Source organism: Enterobacter sp. Ap-867 (genome assembly GCF_011752855.1).
Taxonomy (GTDB): domain Bacteria; phylum Pseudomonadota; class Gammaproteobacteria; order Enterobacterales; family Enterobacteriaceae; genus Cedecea.
This window is the reverse complement of sequence record NZ_VWWS01000001.1, coordinates 494,413-514,194: the sequence shown is the minus strand read 5'-3', so window position 1 is coordinate 514,194 and position 19,782 is coordinate 494,413. Positions and strand designations below refer to the sequence as shown.

The window sequence follows — 19,782 nt, the reverse complement described above, 5'->3', positions numbered from 1 at the left end:
GGTCAAAATACGGTTACCGCAGAAATTACTTCTTACGCGCGTACTTCAGGGAGTCCAGCGCCACGGCGAAGATGATAATGCCGCCCTTGATGATGTACTGCCAGTAAGGGTTCACGCCGATATAGGTCAGGCCGTAGTTAATAACCGTAAAGATAATTACCCCGGTCACCACGCCCAGCACCGTCCCTACCCCGCCGCTGAACGACACGCCGCCCACCACGCACGCCGCAATCGCATCCAGCTCGTACATAAAGCCGAGGTTGTTGGTGGCCGAGCCGATACGTCCCGCTTCCAGCATCCCGCCAAAGGCATAGAACACGCCGGACAGGGCATAAATCATGATCAGGTTCAGCGCCACGTTAACGCCGGAGACTTTCGCCGCTTCCGGGTTGCCGCCGATAGCGAAGATGTTTTTCCCGAAGCGGGTTTTGTTCCACAGCACCCACACAAACAGCACCGCAAACAAGGCGTAGAACGTAATGTACGACAGGCGGAAGCTACCCAGCGCGATAAAGCCCTGCGTGAAGGTAGAGAAGTGGGAGTCAAACCCGGAAATCGGCGACGCGCCCACGAAGTCGTAATACAGGGAGTTGATCCCGTACACGATGATCATGGTGCCCAGGGTAGTGATAAACGGCGTCACGTTCAGGTAAGCGATAATAATCCCGTTCACCAGGCCAATCACCGCGCCCACGGCGCAGACAATCAACAGCACCAGCGGAATCGGCATGGTGTGCATGTCCGGGAACACCTTGTTGACGTTATCCATTGATTGCAACAGCGTAGCCGCCACAACCGCCGCCAGCCCCACCTGTCGCCCTGCGGACAGGTCAGTCCCCTGGGTGACAATCAGCCCGGCCACACCGAGCGCGATGATAATACGCACCGAAGACTGGGTGAGGATGTTACTCAGGTTAAGCAGGCTTAAGAACGTCGGATCCTGGAAAATAATGATCGCCAGCAACACCAGCAGCACCACGTAGATGCCGCCCTCTTTTAGATAAGTTAGAAAACTCTTCTTATTTAACGCACTCATTTTTAATAGCCCCTAAATCATCACAGGTGCACAGACGCAAGACGTAAAATTTCGTTCTGCGTTGTTGTTTTGGTGTCTACAATTCCGGCCACGAGCCCGTTGCTCATCACCAGAATACGGTCTGTAATCCCTAACAATTCCGGCATCTCGGACGAAATGATAATGATCCCTTTCCCTTTTTTGGCAAGCTCAGCAATCAGCTGATAAATCTCAAACTTGGCGCCCACATCAATGCCGCGCGTCGGTTCATCCAGCATCAGGATTTCCGGCTGGGTCAGCAGCCAGCGGCCAATGATCACCTTCTGCTGGTTACCGCCGGACAGCGAGCCGATAGAAGTGCGGTGCCCTGGGGTTTTCACGCGCATGGAGTCGATAACCCACTGGGTATCGCTTTTCATACGGGAGTTATCCAGCAGGCCGACCTTATTTTTGTAGTTACGAATATTGGAAATGAGTGAGTTAAAACCGATATCCAGGTAGGCGTAAATCCCGGTTGAGCGACGCTCTTCGGTCACCAGCGCAAAACCGTGATTAATCGCTTCGTTCGCGCTGCTGTTGTTGATTTTTTTGCCGTGAAGCTTGATGGTACCGCCAGATTTCTCGCGGATACCAAACAGCGTTTCTACAATGTCGGTACGCTTCGCGCCGACGAGGCCCGCAATGCCGAGGATTTCACCTTTATGCAGATCAAAGGAGATATCACGAATCGACGGCTGGCGCAGCGAGGTCAGGTTGCGGACTTCAAGGATCACTTCGCCCGGCACGTTGGATTTGTCCGGGAAGCGCTGGTTCAGAGAGCGGCCGACCATCATGGCGATGATTTTGTCCATATCCAGCCCTTCCAGCGGCTGGGTGGCAATCCACTGCCCGTCGCGCAAAATCGTAATTTCATCGCACAGCTGGAATATTTCTTCCATTTTATGGGAGATATAAACAATCCCGCAGCCGCGATCTTTTAATTTGCGAATAATTTTAAAGAGATGATTAACTTCTTTTTCCGTCAGCGAGGACGTTGGCTCATCCATAATAACGATTTTGGCGTTATAGGAAAAAGCCTTGGCGATTTCAATCATCTGCATTTGAGAAACGGACAGCGTACCGACGCGGGCTCGCGGGTCGATATCAATATCCAGCTCATCAAATATCTCTTTGGTGTCGCGGTACATTTTATCCTGATCGACAAACACGCCTTTGGTCGGGTAGCGCCCAAGCCACATGTTGTCCATCACGGTGCGCTGCAGAACCAAGTTAAGCTCCTGATGCACCATAGAAATACCGTTTTCCAGCGCCTCTTTCGTGCTGCTGAAATTCACCTCTTTTCCCTGGAAAAGGATACTGCCGGAATCTTTGCTGTAGATCCCAAAAAGGCATTTCAATAATGTCGATTTGCCCGCACCGTTTTCACCCATCAGGGCGTGAATAGAGTGTGGCCGTACTTTTAAATTAACATTATCCAGTGCCTTAACGCCGGGGAAGGATTTATTAATGCCGGTCATTTCCAGCAAAAATTCCGTCGGCGTAGCTGAGTTATTGTCGACCATAATTATACCTGTGTCGCTGAGTAACCTGCCTAAAGCCGGGCGCAGGTATCTGCGCCCGTATACAACTAAAAAACGTTACCCTAAATAATTCGAGTTGCAGGCAGGCAACAAGCTCGATAATCCCCAGGCGCTTACATCAAGTAAGCAACTGGGGTGAGCGAGTGCAGTTCACGCCCCTGCGGCTCGAAGGATGATGGGTATTTATTTGCCGATGAACTGTGCGAGATTATCTTTATCCACGCCTACGTAAGGTACGCGTACGATTTTGTTCTCGATCTTCCAGTTGGTGCCTTCAGCGGCTGGCTTACCGTCGGCCAGGTTTTTCGCCAGGTCGAAGGTCGCTTTAGCCTGGTTGTTGGCATCGTTCAGCACGGTCCCGGCCATCGCACCGGATTTCACCAGTGCCAGCGCTTCCGGCAGGGCATCTACGCCAAACACTGGAATAGACGATTTGTTGTGGGCTTTCAGCGCTTCTACCGCACCCATTGCCATTGCGTCGTTGTTAGCAATAACCACTTCGATTTTGTTAGCGTTCGGGCCAGAGAGCCACGCGTCCATTTTGTCTTTAGCCTGAGCGGTATCCCACATCGCGGTATCCAGCTGCAGCTGCTGAGTTTTCAGGCCTTTGTCGTTCAGCTCTTTGATAACGTAGGTGGTACGTGCTTCGGCATCCGGGTGACCTGGTTCGCCTTTCAGCAGCACGAACTGGATCTGGCCGTCTTTGTTCAGGTCCCAGGCCGGGTTAGCCGCCCAGTGTTTAGCAATCAGGTCGCCCTGGATGATACCGGACTCTTTAGAGTCGGTGCCGACGTAGTAAGCTTTGTCGTAGCTATCCAACGCTTTGCGGGAAGGTTCTTTGTTGAAGAACACCACCGGCACGTTTTGCGCGCGCGCTTTTTCGATAACGGTGCCCGCGGCGGCCGGGTCAACCAGGTTGATGGCCAGCGCTTTCACGCCTTTTGCCAGCAGAACGTCGATCTGGTCGTTCTGTTTGGACTGGTCGTTCTGGGAGTCGTTCATCAGCAGCTGTACGTCAGGTGACGCTTTCGCATCTTTCTCGATAGCTTTACGAACCACTGACATGAAGTTGTCGTCATATTTATAAATCGTCACGCCAATACGGTCAGCGGCGTTCGCTGCGGCACCAAACAACATGCAGGACATCACGGCGGACAGAGTCAAAACCTTCTTATTCATGGTATCTCCGGTTTTTATTTTGCAGGGTAGTTCGCGTTCGAAACCAGGCAGGACAGTAATGTTATAAAAAAGTTACTGAATGCCGAAGTTATCCTAAAAAATGTGCACTTCCGTGTTCGGTAACAATCCAATACTGCGTTTTTATGAGCGTTAATGGCCTTATCACGACGCTAAAAATGAGCAGTCACCGTTACATCGTGTTTCAGCTGATAAAACGCTGACATAATAGTCAGCGCAATGTTAATTAACTGTGAATTTACTCACAGATTGAAACCGGTTACATCTAACTCTTTGACAGCGGAGTGATCGACGCCACATTTTGCTTTATCGCCACCGAATGACGACGGACTAAAGTCGGCATAAAACAGTGCGTTACATCACGATCCAGCTGGCCTGCTGCGCCCTGTAACGCCAGTTCGGTAGCTAAACGCGCCATCGAAACCACCGGATAGCGCACGGTTGTCAGCTGCGGGTCGGTGTAACGGGCAATGGGAATATCGTCGAAGCCGATGATAGATACATGCTGCGGCACGGCAATGCCGTTGTCTTTCAGCGCCGTTAGCGCGCCAGCGGCCATGCTGTCGTTATAGGAAAAGACCGCGCTAAGCTGCAGATTGCGCCCAAGCAGTTCAACCATCGCCGCTTCCCCGCCCTGCATATCCGGCGTGCCCATGCCGACCCAGCCCTCCGGCGGCACGATCCCCTGCTCCGCCAGCGCCTGCAGCCAGCCCTGATGCCGCTGGTCGTTATCCTCAATTTGATGGCTGGAGGCCAGGTACCCGATGCGCGAATGCCCCTGGTTCAGCAGCATCCGCGTAGCCATCACCGCGCCGCTGACGTTGTCCAGACAAACACAGCGGTGAGCGTAGCCGGGCACCAGGCGATTGATCAGCACCATGCCGGGAACCTGCTCCAGAAAAGTAGCCAGTTCCTCGTCGCTCAGCGCCTTGGCGTGCACAATCAGGGCGCTGCAGCGCTGGCGGATCAGCACTTCAATGGCATGACGCTCTTTGTCTTCCTGGTGGTAGCTGTTGCCGATCAGCAAATATTTATTGTGCTGCTGGGCAACCACATCCACGGCTTTGACCAGCGCCCCGAAGAAGGGATCGGAGACGTCCATCACCACCACGCCGATGGTGTCGCTCACTTGAGTAGCCAGCGCTTGCGCGTTGGCGTTTGGACGGTAGCCCAGCTCAGCAACCGCCTGCATGACGTTTTCGCGCGTTTCCGGGCTGACCAGCGCGCTGTTATTTAATACTCGGGATACTGTCGCTACTGAAACCCCGGCGATACGGGCAACGTCACGAATGGTAATCGGCGTTGGGGGAGTCGGTCTCATAGGTGCACCCTGTTTTAGGCAAGGTGGCTATTTTGCGGCGAGTGGGGGGCGGTTCGGCGTGAAGTCGATCACAGTGATGAAAGCGGTTACATACAATTCGTTAACCTTTGTGACGAATATCATTATCTCTGTGCTTTGTGTAAGGCGGTCCCTGAAGCACGGGCGGTTAGCTGCCGCCACAGCCATTCCACCGGTCCCTGGCGGAAATAGCGCAGCCATAACACCGACAGCAGAATGTTCGCCGCCCACACCGCAGGCACAAAAGCCAGCAGCGACAAACGGTCAAATTTCATATAGAAACCAAAGCGATAGAACAAGGTTGTGCAGAGAATGGTTTGCAGCAGGTAGTTGGTCAGCGCCATCCGACCGACGCAGGCAATCCAGCCCACCAGCCGGAAACGGGACAGCTGCGGCCAGAAGCCCCAGGCCAACGCAGCATAGCCAATCGCCTGAAACGGAGCGCTCAGCTCACGTGGGGCCTGTAACAGCAACGCACACCAGCGGAAATCCCACTTCAGGTGCCACTGGGCTAAAATTGCCGGCAGGTTAATCGCCATGCCGATGACGATCAAAATGGCACCGGTTCGCCGGTAATGCTTCAGGCTAAACTCCCCTTTCAGCCAGCCGCTGCGCATCAGTGCCGCGCCAATCAGCATCATGCCCGCCAGTTGCCAGCCGTATTGCGCCCCCAGCGCCACCAGGTTCGAAGAGAGCAAATCGGCGCGGTTGCTGATAGCTTCCACGCCGCCACCGAGCTTCCACCACTGCTCATATTGCAGGTTGGCCGCATCCGGCACCCAGGAGCGATTAATGCCGTCACCTGAAATGACGCCCAGCAGCAACAGGACGCCAATACCGATGAGGTACAGCACGACGCCGGTATTAAACAGCTGCTTTTGCCCCGTCGCGTCACGAATCAGCCGCCAGCACACCAGCCCGGTCAGGCCGTATGCCAGCAGAATGTCGCCATCCCACAGCAGCAGCGCATGCATAAACCCCAGCAGCACTAACAGCGTCAACCGCGACTGGATCCAACGTGAGCCGCGAGCCAGCAGCATTTGCAGGCCAGCCCCAAAAAGCAGCGCAAAAAGCGTGAGGAATTTAACTTCGGCAAACAGGTCCATCACCGCCCAGGTCCAGGCATCGCGGGAGGTTATCTCGCCATACCAGGCCGGGTTGAGATAAGCCGCCTTCGGCAGGCCAAAGGCGACAATATTGAGCAGCAGAATGCCCAGAATGGCGGTACCGCGGACGAAGTCCAGGGTGACATTTCTCTCCACGGATACCTGCCTGGGGGGGATTAATTGTGGCGTACTGCGCGCAGGAACTCCTGACGCGTATTCTGGCTCGACTTAAACAAGCCGCCGAGCGAGGTGGTGGTGGTCGCGCTGGTGGCGTCTTTTACCCCACGCGCTTTCACGCAGTAATGCACCGCATCAATGGACACCGCCACGTTGTTGGTGCCCAGCAGCGTTTGCAGTGCAATCAGGATCTGCTGGGTCAGGCGTTCCTGAACCTGCGGGCGCTGAGCAAAGAACTGCACGATGCGGTTAATTTTAGACAAGCCGATGACGGTATCTTTCGGGATATACGCCACGGTGGCTTTCCCGTCGATGGTCACGAAGTGGTGCTCGCAGGTGCTGGTCAGGGTGATATCACGCACGGTGACCATTTCATCCACCTTCATTTTGTTTTCAATGACGGTGATTTTCGGGAAATTGGCGTAGTCCAGGCCGGAGAAAATCTCATCGACATACATTTTGGCGATGCGATGCGGAGTTTCCATCAGGCTGTCGTCACTCAAATCGAGATTAAGCAGCTGCATGATTTCCGTCATGTGGGCGGCAATCTGGCTTTTACGGGTTTCATTATCCAGTTCACGTAACGGCGGACGCAGCGGCGTTTCCAGACCGCGCGCAACCAGCGCCTCATGAACCAGGGCGGCTTCTTTCGAGAGTGATGACATGCTGTTTTCTCCTGCAGGTGTGGCTGACCTCTGCCCTTCATGGGGCAAAGTGTCCGCTTATTGTGCGGCAGCACGTGCTTAGAATCCAGTAGTGCCGGGCATAATTATTGAAATCGAAAATACCGTTCATTGCCTGAGCGGGCGAGAACAATACCGTTGCGGCCATAATGCGGGATGGCTAGACTCAGGTGAAGTGAAAGTTGTTCATAAGTCTTGAAAATAGATAAGGATCCTCTGGATGGAATTACTGGAAGAGCACCGATGTTTCGAAGGCTGGCAGCAGCGCTGGCGCCACGCGTCCACCCTACTTAACTGCCCAATGACGTTCAGTATTTTTCTCCCACCGCCGGCAAGCGCCTCTCCGCCGCCGGTGGTTTACTGGCTTTCCGGGCTAACCTGCAACGACGAAAACTTCACGACCAAAGCGGGCGCGCAGCGCGTAGCGGCCGAGCTTGGTATTGTTCTGGTGATGCCGGACACCAGCCCCCGTGGCGAAGAAGTCCCTAACGACGCAGGCTATGACCTGGGCCAGGGCGCGGGCTTTTACCTCAACGCGACTCAGCAGCCGTGGGCCACGCACTTCCGCATGTACGATTATCTGCGTGACGAACTGCCGCAGCTGATTGCAGAGAACTTTAGCGTCAGCGAAAAAGCGTCGATCTTTGGCCATTCCATGGGCGGACACGGTGCGCTGATCATGGCGCTGAAAAACCCTGGCCGCTTCCGCTCAGTTTCTGCCTTTGCGCCTATCGTTAACCCGACCCGAGTGCCGTGGGGGCAAAAAGCCTTTAGAGCCTATTTGGGTGAAGATGAATCCTTGTGGCAAGAGTGGGACAGCTGCTGCCTGCTGGGTAAAGCCTCGCCGTCGGCACAGCTGCCAATGCTTATCGATCAAGGGGATAACGATCAGTTCCTCGCCGACCAGCTAAGGCCGGAAGAATTTGAGAAAGTCGCGCAGGAGAAAGGCTGGCCGCTGACGCTGCGCATACAGCCGGGCTGCGACCACAGCTACTACTTCATCGCGACGTTTGTAGAGGATCATCTTCGTTTTCATGCGGAGTATTTGCGGGGATAGGGCGTTGCCTGTCACCTGGCCGCTGTCTCTTAGTCACAAAGTCGCGCTATGAAGGATCGGCTATAGTTCCGTTCACTTCCAGTCCTGCTTTATCTGTAGCGCCATCACCGGTGAACGTCTTAGGGGAGTCACCGTCACTCCCCTAAGAACCCGGACTCCCGGCCAAATAAATCGACCGCTGAAGCGGCAAACCTCCGTTTTATCTCCCAGTCCTGGGTCGGCTGAGATGCGTTCCCGACGCTCTCAGCCTCCGGCCGTTCCCGACGGCCGGACCCTGGCCAGTCGGAGAGAAAACGGAGGCGATTTAAGCCGGAACCGTGCCTCGCTTTAAACCCGCAGCCACTCTGAACGTTTGGATAGCTGTAAGTCTCACAGCCACGCCCTTGTTCCCGGCTCTCAGCGCCCCCGGGTATGACCCAACTCTGGCGGGGTTGAGCTGTCGGGAACAGCGAAAGAGCGCGATCGTCGGGAACGAATCGCGAACGACCCCGAATGTTTGGGTGATAGCCGGTGGGTTTACCGCTTCAGCGGCGATGAGCTCGCCGGGCACCGGGGGTTGTCAGGGGGCATGGCGTAATGCCCCCTGACACGTTCACCGTACTCTGAGCGTAGAGGGAAAACAAATCTACAGGTGAACGGAAAAACGACAGGGCAAAAGATCTCTCCCTGAAGATTTAGAAAGAAAAATATAGTCACCGCCCTGGACAGCGGAATTTAAAGAAACATTGCCGCCGTTCCAGGGACGGGTATCCACAACTTAGAAACTATAATCCAGCGCCATAAAGTAGCGGCGACCGTCTTCGTTATAGCTGTAGATATCACGATTCAGATCTTTGTCGCCGAGGTTCAGAACCCCTGCTCGCACCTTCACGTTCTTGGTCGCTTTCCAGGCTCCGCCGGTGTTCCACACGATGTAGCCGCCGGGCGTTTTATCCGTTGCAGAAACCGCACGCTGCTTGCCGGTGTAGTTCGCCGACACATAGAACGACCAGTCCTCCAGCGGCGCCCAGTCAACGGTGCCGTTGGCGGTGTGGAACGACTGCTGCTGCAGCGGCTTATTGCCGCCGTTGCTTAGGTCGCGTCCGTCGTTATAGGTGTAGTTCAGCGACAGCTTCCACTGGTCGTTAAACGGTATTTTTAGCTCGGTTTCTACGCCGCGGATGCGAGCTTTGTTCACGTTGTAATAGCGGAAGATCGGGTTACCGCTCTTATCAAAGCCCACAAAGTTTGAGTAAGACGGTGCCACGCTGCGGTTCGCGGTACGCTGAATATCAATCATATCCTCAACGTTGTTCTGGAAAGCGGTCACGCTGCCGCTCACGCCGTCCAGAATGCCTTCGTCCCCGGCGTAATACAGCCCCAGCTCAAAACTTTCGCTGGTTTCCGGCTTCAGGTCAGGGCTGCCGACAATCTGGCAGGCGCCACGGCAGGATTTACTGGTCCAGTCCGGGCTAAGCTGCAGCAGAGACGGCGCTTTGAAGGCCGTAGCCCAGCCGCCTTTGACGGTGACGGTATCGGTCGCGTTATAAACGAGATAGGCCCGCGGGCTCCAGTGGTCGCCGTAGGTTTCATGGTCATCCATACGAATGCCGGTGGTCAGCGCCAGCGGCTCAAAGATGCGCCATTCGTCTTCAATAAACAGGGCGTACTGGCTGGCCGAGGTTTGCGAGCTATTACCGCCGGTAATATTCACCGGATCGCTCAGCTTGTCATGTCGCCACTCCCCGCCGAAGGTCAGGAACTGGTTGATGTCGCTGAGCGGCAGCACCAGCTTGCCGTCCAGGCTGTTGTTGCGTGAAGTGATTGCCCCGCTGTTGCCTGGATTCAGGTTATCGATTTTGTCGCCATAGAAACGCAGTTCGGTATTGCCGAAGCCCCAGCGGCCGTTATGCCCGAGGGAGTAATCCTGACGTTCGATGCGATTCTTATCGAGCGAGTCAGATTCCCTGTCCTGACGGTCAAAGCCGTAGCCCACGGTGACATCCTGATTTTCAGCCGGCGTCCAGGCAAACTCGGTGCTGGCATTGCGGGAAGTGAAGCCTTCAATCTGCGGCGTCAGGCCGCTGGCGTTGGTCGTTGACGCCTGTTGGCCGTCCTTCTGGCGCTTGCCCAGGCTGCCATAGACTTTTACGCCCAGCACGTCGTCAATCAGCGGGCCGCTGGTGAAAAAGTTGCCGTTATAGGTGTCGCCGCGATCGCGGTGTTCTTGCACCGTGGAATCTACGGTGAAGGTGCCGTGCCAGGCTTTACCAACTTTACGGGTGATGATGTTCACCACGCCGCCGAGGGCGTCGGAACCATACAGGGAGGACATCGGCCCGCGCACCACTTCGATGCGCTCGATGGCATCCGCCGGGATCCAGTTCAGATCGAAGTCGTTATGGCGAAATACCGCATTACGGGAGTTGACTCGTTTACCGTCCACCAGAATCAGGGTGTAGCTGCTGTCCAGGCCTCGCAGGCTGACGCCCCGGCGGTTATCCCCTTCGTTGGTCAGCTGGACGCCAGGCACGTTCTGCAGCACATCCTTCAGATTGTTAACCGGTTTTTTTTGCAGTTCGTCCCGGGTGATAACGCTGATACTGGCGGGCGCATCTTTGAGGTTTTGCTCGGTGGCAGACGCGGTGACAACGAGGGTTTCTTCGCGATCGTCGGCGATGACGGGAAAAGCCAGACCAAGTACAGACGCACAAAGTCCTCCCCGGACAATGGGATTCAACCTTAACATTTCTTTCTCTCCATGAGGTGAATTACAAACGAAACAACCGTTTAGCGCTCACATTGCACTATGCGCCAGCGGCTACATTGGCCGCCGGCTGCATACTGTGTTCCTTAGTATTTCTGAAATGCGTTGTTATACGGTGGGCGTTTCCACCAGGCCGTCGATCAGCACCTGGGCAACGCCCTGTGAGCAGCGTTCAATGCGCCCCTTCACGCCGTAAACCTGGGCCAGACTGCGCGGAGTAATCACTTCCTCCGGCTCGCCGCTGGCAACCAGTTTGCCGTCGCGCAGCATGAGAACGTGCTCGCTATGGCGTAAAGCAATATTGATGTCGTGCACCACCACAACGGTGACGATATTACGCTCGCGGGTTTCGCGGGCGACCAGATCCATAACGTGGAACTGGTAATTTAAATCCAGCGCGCTCAGCGGTTCGTCGAGCAGCAGCAGGGACGGACGGCGAATCAAAGACTGCGCCAGGCCCACCAGCTGTTTTTGCCCGCCGGAAAGCTGGTCGAGGTAGCTCAGCGCCAGGTGCGAGATCCCCAGCTGTTTCAGCAGTTGCATGACCTGCGCTTCGCTTTCAGCGCTGTGGCGGCCACCGGACGCGCGCTGCGCCACGATAATGGACTCCAGCACGTGGAGATGGACGCCCTGCGGCAGCGACTGCGGCAGATAAACCACTTTTTCGGCGCGTTTGGCGAACGGCAAAGCCATTAAGTCTTCACCATCTAGATACAGCTGCCCTTCCGCGCGATTCAGCCCCGCCAGCGAACGCAGCAGCGTCGATTTCCCGCAGCCGTTCGGCCCCAGCAGCACGGTGATTTTGCCCCGCGGCAGCGTTGGCACGCTCAGGTTTTCGATGATTTGACGCTTCGGGTAACCGGCGTTGAATGCATCAATCTTTAAGCCCTGCATCACACGTTCCCCTTATGGCGCAGAATAATACTCAGGAAGAACGGCACGCCCACCAGAGAGGTGACAATCCCCACCGGAATAATGACGCCAGGGATAATGTTTTTAGAGGCAACCGACGCCAGCGACAGCACCAGAGCACCGACCAGCACGCTGCCCGGGAGATAGAAACGATGATCTTCGCCAAACAGCATACGGGCGATGTGCGGTGCCACCAGGCCGATAAAACCAATGGGGCCGACAAACGCCACGGACAGCGCGGACAAAATACTGATGCGCAGCAACGTGCCTAAACGCAGACGCTTTACGTCGATGCCAAAACTGACAGCACGATCTTCGCCTAAGCGCAGCGCGGTAAGCTTCCAGGAACTCAGCATAGAAATCGGCATGATGATGGCGAAGGCCAGCAGCAGCACGCCGAGCTTGTCCCAGGAGGCTCGCGCCAGGCTGCCCATCGTCCAGAACACCAGCCCCTGCAGCGTGTCTTCGCTGGCGATAAACTGCAGCATCGACACCAGGGCGTTAAAGGTGAACACCAGCGCGATACCAAACAGCACCACGCCGGAACTTGCCACGCGGGTCCAGCGGGTAATGGCGTCCAGCATCAGCGCGGCAAACAGTGCAAATACGAAGGCGTTGGCGGAGATAAACCACTGATCGGGCACCCCAGGAATACCGATGCCGAGGATAATCGCCAACGCGGCACCAAAGGCCGCGGCGGAGGAAACGCCGAGGGTAAACGGGCTGGCTAGCGGGTTATTGAGGATGGTTTGCATCTCCGCCCCCGCCAGGCCCAGCGCCATACCGACCAGCAGCGCCATCAGCGCATAAGGCAGACGAATGTCCCACACGATCACCCGAGTACCGGCGTTAGCGCTGGCCGGGTCAATCAGAGTCTGCCACAGCGTATCCAGCGGCAGCCCGGACGGACCAAGGGTAAAGTCCAGCAGCAGCGAGGCGAAAATCGCAATAACCAACGCCCCCATCAGCAAATAGCGGTGACGTAGCACCTGCTGGTATCGCCCCATAATGGTGGCAGGCTGCGCCTCGTTTGGCATTGGATCGGTGGTGGCACTCATTAAGTCTTACCTTCGTTACTTCTTAAGATCGGTCCAGTACGTTCCCGTTGGCTCGACCGCCAGGAACTGTTTATAAAGTTGCTGCATTGTCTGTTCCGGGTTCACCTCAGCAAACTGCTGTGGATGGAACCAGGTTGCCATCGCCTGAATCGCGAGGATGTTGTACGGCGAATTGTAGAAATTGTGCCATACGCCATAGGCGCGCCCTTCTTTGACCGCCGTTAACTGGTCAATACCTTTACGCTCCAGCACGCTCTTGAGGCTGGCCTGCGCTTCGGCTTGAGTAGCCTGAGCGCCAAGCACTACGCCCGGAGAGGTTGAGCCAGGTGCTTTACCGCCGCTGGCAATATAAACCTGCGGGTCAGCGGCAAGCACTTTTTCCAGGTTTACGGTGCCCAGCGCGCCCGGCAGCAGATTTTTGGCAATGTTCGTGCCGCCCGCCAGGTCGATGAAGTCGCCCATGTTACCCTTGCCCGCCGAACCACAGCACTCTTCCATGGCCGCCGCACGCAGTTCTATGAACACGGATGGCTTGTCTTTTTCCGCCATCTTGCCGGTGACGTCGGTAATTTTTTTCAGGTTTGCTTCATAAAAGGCGATGTAATCATCGGCCTGTTTCTCGCGATGCAACACTTTGCCCAGCACGCGCATGCTCGGCAAGGTATTTTTCAGCGGCGAGGTACGAAAATCAACGAAGACCACCGGGACGCCCGCTTTTTCAAGCTGTGAGACCAGCTCGCTGTGGCGGCCAGGGCCGTGACCAGACAGGCCAAAAATCGCCACGTCTGGGTGTAAAGTCAGCACTTTTTCCGGGCTGACGCTGTCGGCGGTGGTACTGCCAATCAGCGGAATGTCATCAATTTTCGGGAATTTCGCTTTATATTCCGCGTAAGTCTGCGTATCTAACTTACGGAAATCGCCCTGCCAGCCGACGATACGGTCAATCGGTTTTTGCCCTTCCAGCAGCGCCAGAGCATAAAACAGCCGCCCTTCCCCCAGCAAAATGCGGTCAACCTTCTGCGGGATGGTTACTTCACGCCCGACGATATCGGTCACCGTCGCGGCCAGTGCGGCAGGCAAACCAGCGGCGGTTAATGCCAGGGCCAGACAAATATTCTTGAATTTAATCATACGCTTCACGCTAACACTCCTTCGTTCCTTAAAGAATGGCGTTAACGATAAAGCAAATGATAATGGTTATCAATTTAATTGTTCTCTACTATAACCTGGCGGAATTATTGCTGGCGAGAGCGAAATAAAAAAGGGCGTGATGATCACGCCCTCTAAAGAGTAACTTATTGTTGCTAAGGCTTATTTCTCACGAAATTTCGGGAATTCCATTTCGCTGTAGCGCACAAAGCGGCTGCCCTTCGTTATCTTGTAGCCAAACCAGATAGCCAGGAACAGCGGGATGCCGATATAGGTCGCCGCCACGCCGCCCCAGTCAATGGTATCCGACAGGAACGCTTCGTAGTTCTGGCCCAGCGTGATGATCAGGCACAGCACGAACGCGAAGATCGGCCCAATCGGGAAGAAGCCCGAGCGGTACGGCAGGTCGTTAATGTCGTTGCCCTGCAGCACGTAGCCGCGACGGAAGCGATAGTGGCTGATGGCAATCCCGAGCCAGGCGATAAAGCCGGTCATCCCCGAGGTATTCAGCAGCCAGAGGTAAACGGTCTGGTTGCCAAACATAGAAGTCAGGAAGCACAGCGCGGCAATAACGGTGGTCGCATACAGCGCGTTACGCGGCACGCCACCTTTGGACAGCTTCGAGAAAATACGCGGCGCTTTGCCGTCGCAGGCCAGGGTGTAAAGCATGCGCGTGGAAGCGTACATCCCGGAGTTACCCGCAGACAGCACCGCCGTCAGGATAACGGCGTTCATCACCGCCGCCGCAGACAGCAGGCCCGCGTGCTGGAACACCAGAGTGAACGGACTGACGCTGATGTCTTTCACGTCATTGCGCAGCAGGCTTGGATCGGTATAAGGAATGATCAGGCTGACAATCAGAATCGCGAACACGTAGAACAGCAGGATACGCCAGAACACCTGGCGCACGGCGCGAGGAATGTTTTTCTCCGGGTCAGCGGATTCACCGGCGGCAATCCCGATAAGCTCGGTGCCCTGGAAAGAGAAGCCGACGATCATCGCCACGCCGATCATTGCGGCAAAGCCCCCGGCAAACGGCGCGTCGCCGGTTGTCCAGTTGCTCCAGCCTACCGGCTGCTCCCCTTTGAAAATACCCACGATCATCATCACACCCACAATGATGAAGATGATGACGGTGGTCACTTTTATCAGCGAGAACCAGTATTCCGCTTCGCCAAAGCCCTTCACGGAGATCCAGTTCAGCAGGAACATAATGCCCAGGAACAGCGCGCTCCAGATCCAGCCAGGGGTGTCCGGGAACCAGTAATTCATCACCAGCTGTGCGGCCACGAGGTCAACGGCGATGGTTACCGCCCAGTTGTACCAATAGTTCCAGCCGAGCGCGAAGCCGAAGCCGTCTTCGACATATTTCTGGCCGTAGGTCGCGAAAGAACCGGACACCGGCATAAACGCCGCCAGCTCGCCGAGGCTGGTCATCAGGAAGTACACCATCAGGCCAATCAGCATATAAGAGAGCAGCGCCCCGCCCGGTCCTGCCTGAGAAATTGTTGCCCCAGAGGCAACGAAAAGCCCCGTGCCGATGGATCCGCCGATGGCGATCATCGTCAGGTGGCGCGCCTTTAATTCGCGGCGTAAGCCAGGCGCTTCTGTCGTTTTATCTTGTGAAACCATAGGAAATTGTTGCCTATCCAAAAAATGAGGCAAGATTGTAACAAAACGTCTTTGTTCAGATAGCAGAAATCCCGGGTTATAAGAGAGCTTCATGATCGCCCGGCGATTATTAGCGAGGCACTTATCAGGCCGATAAGTTGAGGGGAATTAAAAAACCGCCGGCGCGCTCAGTTGCCCGGCGGTCAAAGATTAACCCAGCCCGCGCACGGACGAAATAAACTGCTGCAGTTCCTGAGTCCGGGGATTGGCGAAGAACGACTTGCTTTCCCCCTGCTCCCACACTTTGCCCTGGTGCATAAACACCACGCGGTCGCCGACTTCCCGGGCAAAGTTCATTTCGTGAGTGACCAGAATCAGCGTCATGCCTTCTGCCGCCAGCTGCTCCAGTACTTTCAGCACTTCGCCCACCAGTTCCGGATCAAGCGCCGAGGTGATTTCATCGCACAGCAAGACTTTTGGGTTCATTGCCAGCGCGCGGGCAATGGCCACGCGCTGCTGCTGGCCGCCGGACAGGTTAGCCGGGTAGTAATCCACCCGCTCGCCCAGGCCGACTTTATTGAGCATCTCCAGCCCCAACTCGCGGCATTCGGCGGCGCTTTTATTCAGCACCCGGCGCGGCGCCAGCATCACGTTTTCCAGCGCGGTCATGTGCGGGAATAGGTTAAAGTTCTGAAACACCATACCCACGGAACGGCTGATTTCACGCGCCTGCGACTCCCGGTCGGTAATGGTCATGCCGCCCAGCTTAATGCTGCCGTCCTGGTAGCCTTCCAGCCCGTTCATGCAGCGCAGCAGCGTACTTTTGCCGGAGCCGCTGCGGCCGATGATCGACACCACTTCGCCCATGTCGATATCCAGGCTAACGCCTTTCAGCACGTGATTGTCGCCATAATATTTCTGTACATCATTAATGGTGATGAGCGGCATTAAATTTTTTCTCCAGGTAGCGGCTGTAGCGCGACAGCGGATAGCAAAGTAAGAAATAGCCGAGCGCCACCAGGGCAAAGACTTTAAACGGCTCAAACGTGACGTTGTTCAGCATGGTGCCGGCTTTAGTTAGCTCGACAAAACCGATGATCGAGGCCAGGGCCGTGCCCTTAATGACCTGCACCGAAAACCCAACCGTGGGTGCCACGGCGATACGCATCGCCTGTGGGGCAATGACCCGGCACAGCGTCTGCCCGAAGCTCAAACCGAGGCAGCGGCAGGCTTCCCACTGGCCTTTAGGCAAAGCACGAATGCTGCCGTACCAGATATCCAGCAAAAACGCGCTGGTAAACAGCGTCAGAGCAAGCGTGGCCGCCGTCCAGGGGCTGACATCAATGCCAAACAGCGCAATGCCGAAGAAAGCGAGGAACAACTGCATCAGCAGCGGCGTGCCCTGAAACAGCGCGACGTAGGCGCTGATGAAGCGTTTGGGCCATTTCCAGCGGCTCATGCGCAGCAGCAATAAAGGCAGCGTCACCAGAGTGCCGCAGAAAAAAGCAATCAGCGACAGCAGCACCGTCCAGCGGGCCGCCAGCAGCAGGTTGCGCACGATATCCCAGTCGGTAAACGTCATCATCCGACATCACTCCCCAACCATTTCCGCCCTGCCGCCAGCAGCAGTTGACGCATAATTAACGACAGCAACAGGTACATTAAGGTCGTCACCAGATAGACCTCGAAGCTGAGGAAGGTACGCGACTGAATGAGGCTGGCCGCAAAGGTCAGATCTTCACAGGACACCTGGGACACCACGGAAGAGCCCAGCATCACAATGATGCACTGGCTGACCAGCGACGGATAAATACGCTTCAGCGACGGCGGCAGCACCACGCGTAAAAAGGTCTGGCTACGGCTTAATCCCAGCACGCGAGCCGCTTCCCACTGCCCTTTCGGCGTCACCTGAATACCTGCGCGAATAATCTCGGTGCTGTAAGCCCCTAAATTAATCAGCATCGCGATAAGCGCCGCTTCCCCGGCGTTGAGCTTTAACCCCAGCGCAGGGAGCCCAAAGACAATAAAGAACAGCTGCACAACGAACGGCGTGTTGCGAATCAGTTCCACGTATCCGCCCCACGCCAGGCTTAACAGCCCTGGCTTTCCGCTGCGAATGGCCGCCCCGGTAATGCCGATAGCCACGCCACCGACCGTCGCCATAAAAGTGAGCCCCAGCGTCACCCACAGGCCGGACAATAACTCCGGCCAGTAAGGCAGCAGACCGGCAAAATCAAGTTGCGTGGTCATCCCCGGCACCTCAAGCGCCGAGGTTGGCAGGCAGCGGCGCCTGCATCCATTTCTGCGACAAGGTGTTCAGGGTATTGTCCTTCAGCGCCTCACCAATCAGCTCGTCCACCTTCGCTTTCAGCGCAGGTTCATTCTTTTTCAGCCCGATGTAGCAAGGGGAATCCTTGAGCATAAATTTGCTGACCGGCGCTTTGGCTGGGCTCTGGCGGGCAATCGCCGCCACAACGAGGTTACCGGTGGCGATGTACTGCACCTGGCCTGAAAGATAGGCGGAGATGGTAGTGTTATTGTCTTCGTAGCGCTTCACGTCGGCGTCTTTCGGCGCGAGGTCGGTTAATACCATGTCCTCTACTGCGCCACGGGTCACGCCAATGGTTTTCCCACTAAGCGCTTTAGCATCTGTCACTGCGCCATCTTTCGGCCCGAACACGCCAAGGAAGAACGGGGCGTAAGCGCGGCTAAAATCGATGACTTTTTCACGTTCAGCGTTCTTGCCGAGGCTGGAAATGACCAGGTCAACTTTGTCCGTCTGCAGATATGGCACGCGGTTCGCGCTGGTGACCGGCACCAGCTGTAGCTTGACCTTCAGACCTTTTGCCAGGTAAGCCGCCATATCAATGTCGTAACCCTGAGGTTTCAGGTCAGCGTTCACTGAACCAAAAGGCGGGAAATCCTGCGGAACCGCTACGCGCAGCACGCCGCGTTTTTCGATATCCTGCAGCTGATCGGCCATTACCGCCCCAGCCTGAGCCAGCAGCACCGTTGCGCCAACTAAAGAGAACAACCATTTTTTCATCGTCATGTGCAGCCTCGTCGCCTGATTGAAACAAAAGATTCTTTGAATTCAATTCTGCAACTAATGTGCCAACGACGATGAATCGCGAAGATCGCTGCTACATTGCGGTGAAAAAGAAGTTAACGAGCGGGAGGTTGCCTCGCAGCCACACCCCAATCAGGTGCAGCTGCAAGATTTTGGTGCATTATGCTTCGCAGTAGCGCAGAAAACGCAGCAGCGCGTTAGAGATATGCTTCTGGCGATGGTGGATCCGGTACAGCGTCCGCACCAGACGAGGGAGGGGAATAGCCACTTCAACCAATGAGCCGCTCTCCAGCTGCTCGGCAATCACCCGGCGAGACAGGCAGCTGATGCCCAGCCCGTGGCGCACCGCATGTTTGATCGCCTCGGAATTGCCCAGCTCCATACCCAACTGAAACTCTGGCAGATGCGAAAGCAGTAAATAGTCGACGATTTCGCGGGTGCCTGAGCCGCGCTCACGCAGGATCCACGGCTGCTTTGCCAGGCTTTCCAGCGTTACCGCCTGGTGCACCAGCGGGTTGCCCGGCGAAGCAAAGACCACCAGCTCATCGTCGAGCCACGGCTCGGTCACCAGCTCCGCCATATGACAAGGCCCTTCAATCAGGCCAATATCGACGCGAAAATCCGCCACCGCGTTGATCACGTCCTGGCTGTTGCCGACGCTAAGCTCCAGCGGCAGCTTCGGGAAGTCGCGGCGATAGCGGGCAATCATTTCCGGCAGAATATAGTTGCCAATGGTGCTGCTGGCATACACGCGGATCGCGCCGTTATCTTCCCGAAACAGCTGTTCTATTTCACCGGCCTGTTCCAGCAGCCCGACAACTCGCGGGTAGAGCAGCCTGCCGTGTTCATTTACCACGAGGCGCTTCCCCACTCGGTCAAAGAGCTGAACCCCAAGCTGACCTTCAAGATCGGCAAGCGCGGCGCTAACCGCCGACTGAGAGAGGGACAGCATCTGGGAAGCTTGCGTGGTCGAACCGCTTTTAAGCACTTCAGCAAAGACTTCCAGCTGCCGCAGCGTGATATGCATAAGAGAGATTTCCTGTGGTGGCAGCCGTCGCTTACCACTTATAAAGATTAATTAT

The 19,782-nt window shown here is 55.9% G+C and carries 17 protein-coding genes; 1 reads left to right on the top strand and 16 read right to left on the bottom strand.

Annotation, left to right across the window (positions count from 1 at the left end):
• Nucleotides 1-25 precede the first annotated feature (25 nt).
• The 6 genes from mglC to folE form a co-directional block, all read right to left on the bottom strand.
• The gene (mglC, locus tag F3J26_RS02380) at nucleotides 26-1,036 is read right to left on the bottom strand and encodes a galactose/methyl galactoside ABC transporter permease MglC (RefSeq protein WP_039295392.1); all 1,011 of its coding nucleotides are present in this window, start codon (nucleotides 1,034-1,036) and stop codon (nucleotides 26-28) included.
• 20 nt (nucleotides 1,037-1,056) lie between these two features.
• Nucleotides 1,057-2,577 carry a galactose/methyl galactoside ABC transporter ATP-binding protein MglA gene (mglA, locus tag F3J26_RS02375; protein WP_039295397.1) on the bottom strand — a complete coding sequence of 507 codons (1,521 nt, stop codon included), beginning with the start codon at nucleotides 2,575-2,577 and terminating at the stop codon, nucleotides 1,057-1,059.
• Between the two features lie 201 nt (nucleotides 2,578-2,778).
• The gene (gene mglB, locus F3J26_RS02370) at nucleotides 2,779-3,774 is read right to left on the bottom strand and encodes a galactose/glucose ABC transporter substrate-binding protein MglB (protein WP_008455250.1); all 996 of its coding nucleotides are present in this window, start codon (nucleotides 3,772-3,774) and stop codon (nucleotides 2,779-2,781) included.
• Nucleotides 3,775-4,057: 283 nt separating this feature from the next.
• Nucleotides 4,058-5,113 carry an HTH-type transcriptional regulator GalS gene (galS, locus tag F3J26_RS02365; RefSeq protein ID WP_008455251.1) on the bottom strand — a complete coding sequence of 352 codons (1,056 nt, stop codon included), beginning with the start codon at nucleotides 5,111-5,113 and terminating at the stop codon, nucleotides 4,058-4,060.
• Nucleotides 5,114-5,235: 122 nt separating this feature from the next.
• Complete coding sequence (gene yeiB, locus F3J26_RS02360; protein WP_166991072.1) at nucleotides 5,236-6,393, bottom strand: DUF418 domain-containing protein YeiB; 1,158 nt, start codon at nucleotides 6,391-6,393, stop codon at nucleotides 5,236-5,238.
• A gap of 20 nt (nucleotides 6,394-6,413) precedes the next feature.
• Nucleotides 6,414-7,079 carry a GTP cyclohydrolase I FolE gene (folE, locus tag F3J26_RS02355; protein WP_008455254.1) on the bottom strand — a complete coding sequence of 222 codons (666 nt, stop codon included), beginning with the start codon at nucleotides 7,077-7,079 and terminating at the stop codon, nucleotides 6,414-6,416.
• A gap of 238 nt (nucleotides 7,080-7,317) precedes the next feature.
• Between folE and fghA the strand changes: the two genes are divergently transcribed.
• Nucleotides 7,318-8,154 carry an S-formylglutathione hydrolase gene (fghA, locus tag F3J26_RS02350; RefSeq protein ID WP_166991069.1) on the top strand — a complete coding sequence of 279 codons (837 nt, stop codon included), beginning with the start codon at nucleotides 7,318-7,320 and terminating at the stop codon, nucleotides 8,152-8,154.
• Between the two features lie 757 nt (nucleotides 8,155-8,911).
• On the opposite strand, the gene cirA is transcribed toward fghA, so the two are convergent.
• From cirA to yieE, 10 genes are all read right to left on the bottom strand, one after another.
• Entirely contained in the window at nucleotides 8,912-10,882 is a 1,971-nt protein-coding gene (cirA, locus tag F3J26_RS02345; protein WP_166991066.1) for a catecholate siderophore receptor CirA, read from the bottom strand.
• A gap of 126 nt (nucleotides 10,883-11,008) precedes the next feature.
• The gene (locus F3J26_RS02340) at nucleotides 11,009-11,797 is read right to left on the bottom strand and encodes an ABC transporter ATP-binding protein (RefSeq protein ID WP_085938913.1); all 789 of its coding nucleotides are present in this window, start codon (nucleotides 11,795-11,797) and stop codon (nucleotides 11,009-11,011) included.
• Nucleotides 11,794-12,870, bottom strand: coding sequence for a FecCD family ABC transporter permease (locus tag F3J26_RS02335; protein ID WP_008459946.1), 1,077 nt, complete (start codon nucleotides 12,868-12,870; stop codon nucleotides 11,794-11,796). Before F3J26_RS02335 ends, F3J26_RS02340 begins: the two co-directional genes overlap by 4 nt.
• Nucleotides 12,871-12,885: 15 nt before the next feature.
• Nucleotides 12,886-14,001, bottom strand: a complete 1,116-nt coding sequence (locus F3J26_RS02330; protein ID WP_034809653.1) for an ABC transporter substrate-binding protein — start codon at nucleotides 13,999-14,001, stop codon at nucleotides 12,886-12,888.
• Between the two features lie 180 nt (nucleotides 14,002-14,181).
• Nucleotides 14,182-15,651 carry an amino acid permease gene (locus F3J26_RS02325; protein ID WP_166991063.1) on the bottom strand — a complete coding sequence of 490 codons (1,470 nt, stop codon included), beginning with the start codon at nucleotides 15,649-15,651 and terminating at the stop codon, nucleotides 14,182-14,184.
• A 189-nt stretch (nucleotides 15,652-15,840) separates the two neighbouring features.
• Nucleotides 15,841-16,578 carry an amino acid ABC transporter ATP-binding protein gene (locus F3J26_RS02320; RefSeq protein WP_039295413.1) on the bottom strand — a complete coding sequence of 246 codons (738 nt, stop codon included), beginning with the start codon at nucleotides 16,576-16,578 and terminating at the stop codon, nucleotides 15,841-15,843.
• On the bottom strand, nucleotides 16,559-17,215 hold the full coding sequence (locus F3J26_RS02315) for an amino acid ABC transporter permease (RefSeq protein ID WP_039304915.1): 657 nt from the start codon (nucleotides 17,213-17,215) through the stop codon (nucleotides 16,559-16,561). The genes F3J26_RS02320 and F3J26_RS02315 overlap by 20 nt, the downstream gene beginning before the upstream one ends.
• Nucleotides 17,212-17,880, bottom strand: a complete 669-nt coding sequence (locus F3J26_RS02310; protein ID WP_166991060.1) for an amino acid ABC transporter permease — start codon at nucleotides 17,878-17,880, stop codon at nucleotides 17,212-17,214. Before F3J26_RS02310 ends, F3J26_RS02315 begins: the two co-directional genes overlap by 4 nt.
• A gap of 10 nt (nucleotides 17,881-17,890) precedes the next feature.
• The gene (locus F3J26_RS02305) at nucleotides 17,891-18,676 is read right to left on the bottom strand and encodes a transporter substrate-binding domain-containing protein (protein ID WP_166864868.1); all 786 of its coding nucleotides are present in this window, start codon (nucleotides 18,674-18,676) and stop codon (nucleotides 17,891-17,893) included.
• A 184-nt stretch (nucleotides 18,677-18,860) separates the two neighbouring features.
• On the bottom strand, nucleotides 18,861-19,727 hold the full coding sequence (gene yieE, locus F3J26_RS02300) for a DNA-binding transcriptional regulator YeiE (RefSeq protein ID WP_008459931.1): 867 nt from the start codon (nucleotides 19,725-19,727) through the stop codon (nucleotides 18,861-18,863).
• Between the last annotated feature and the right edge of the window lie 55 nt (nucleotides 19,728-19,782).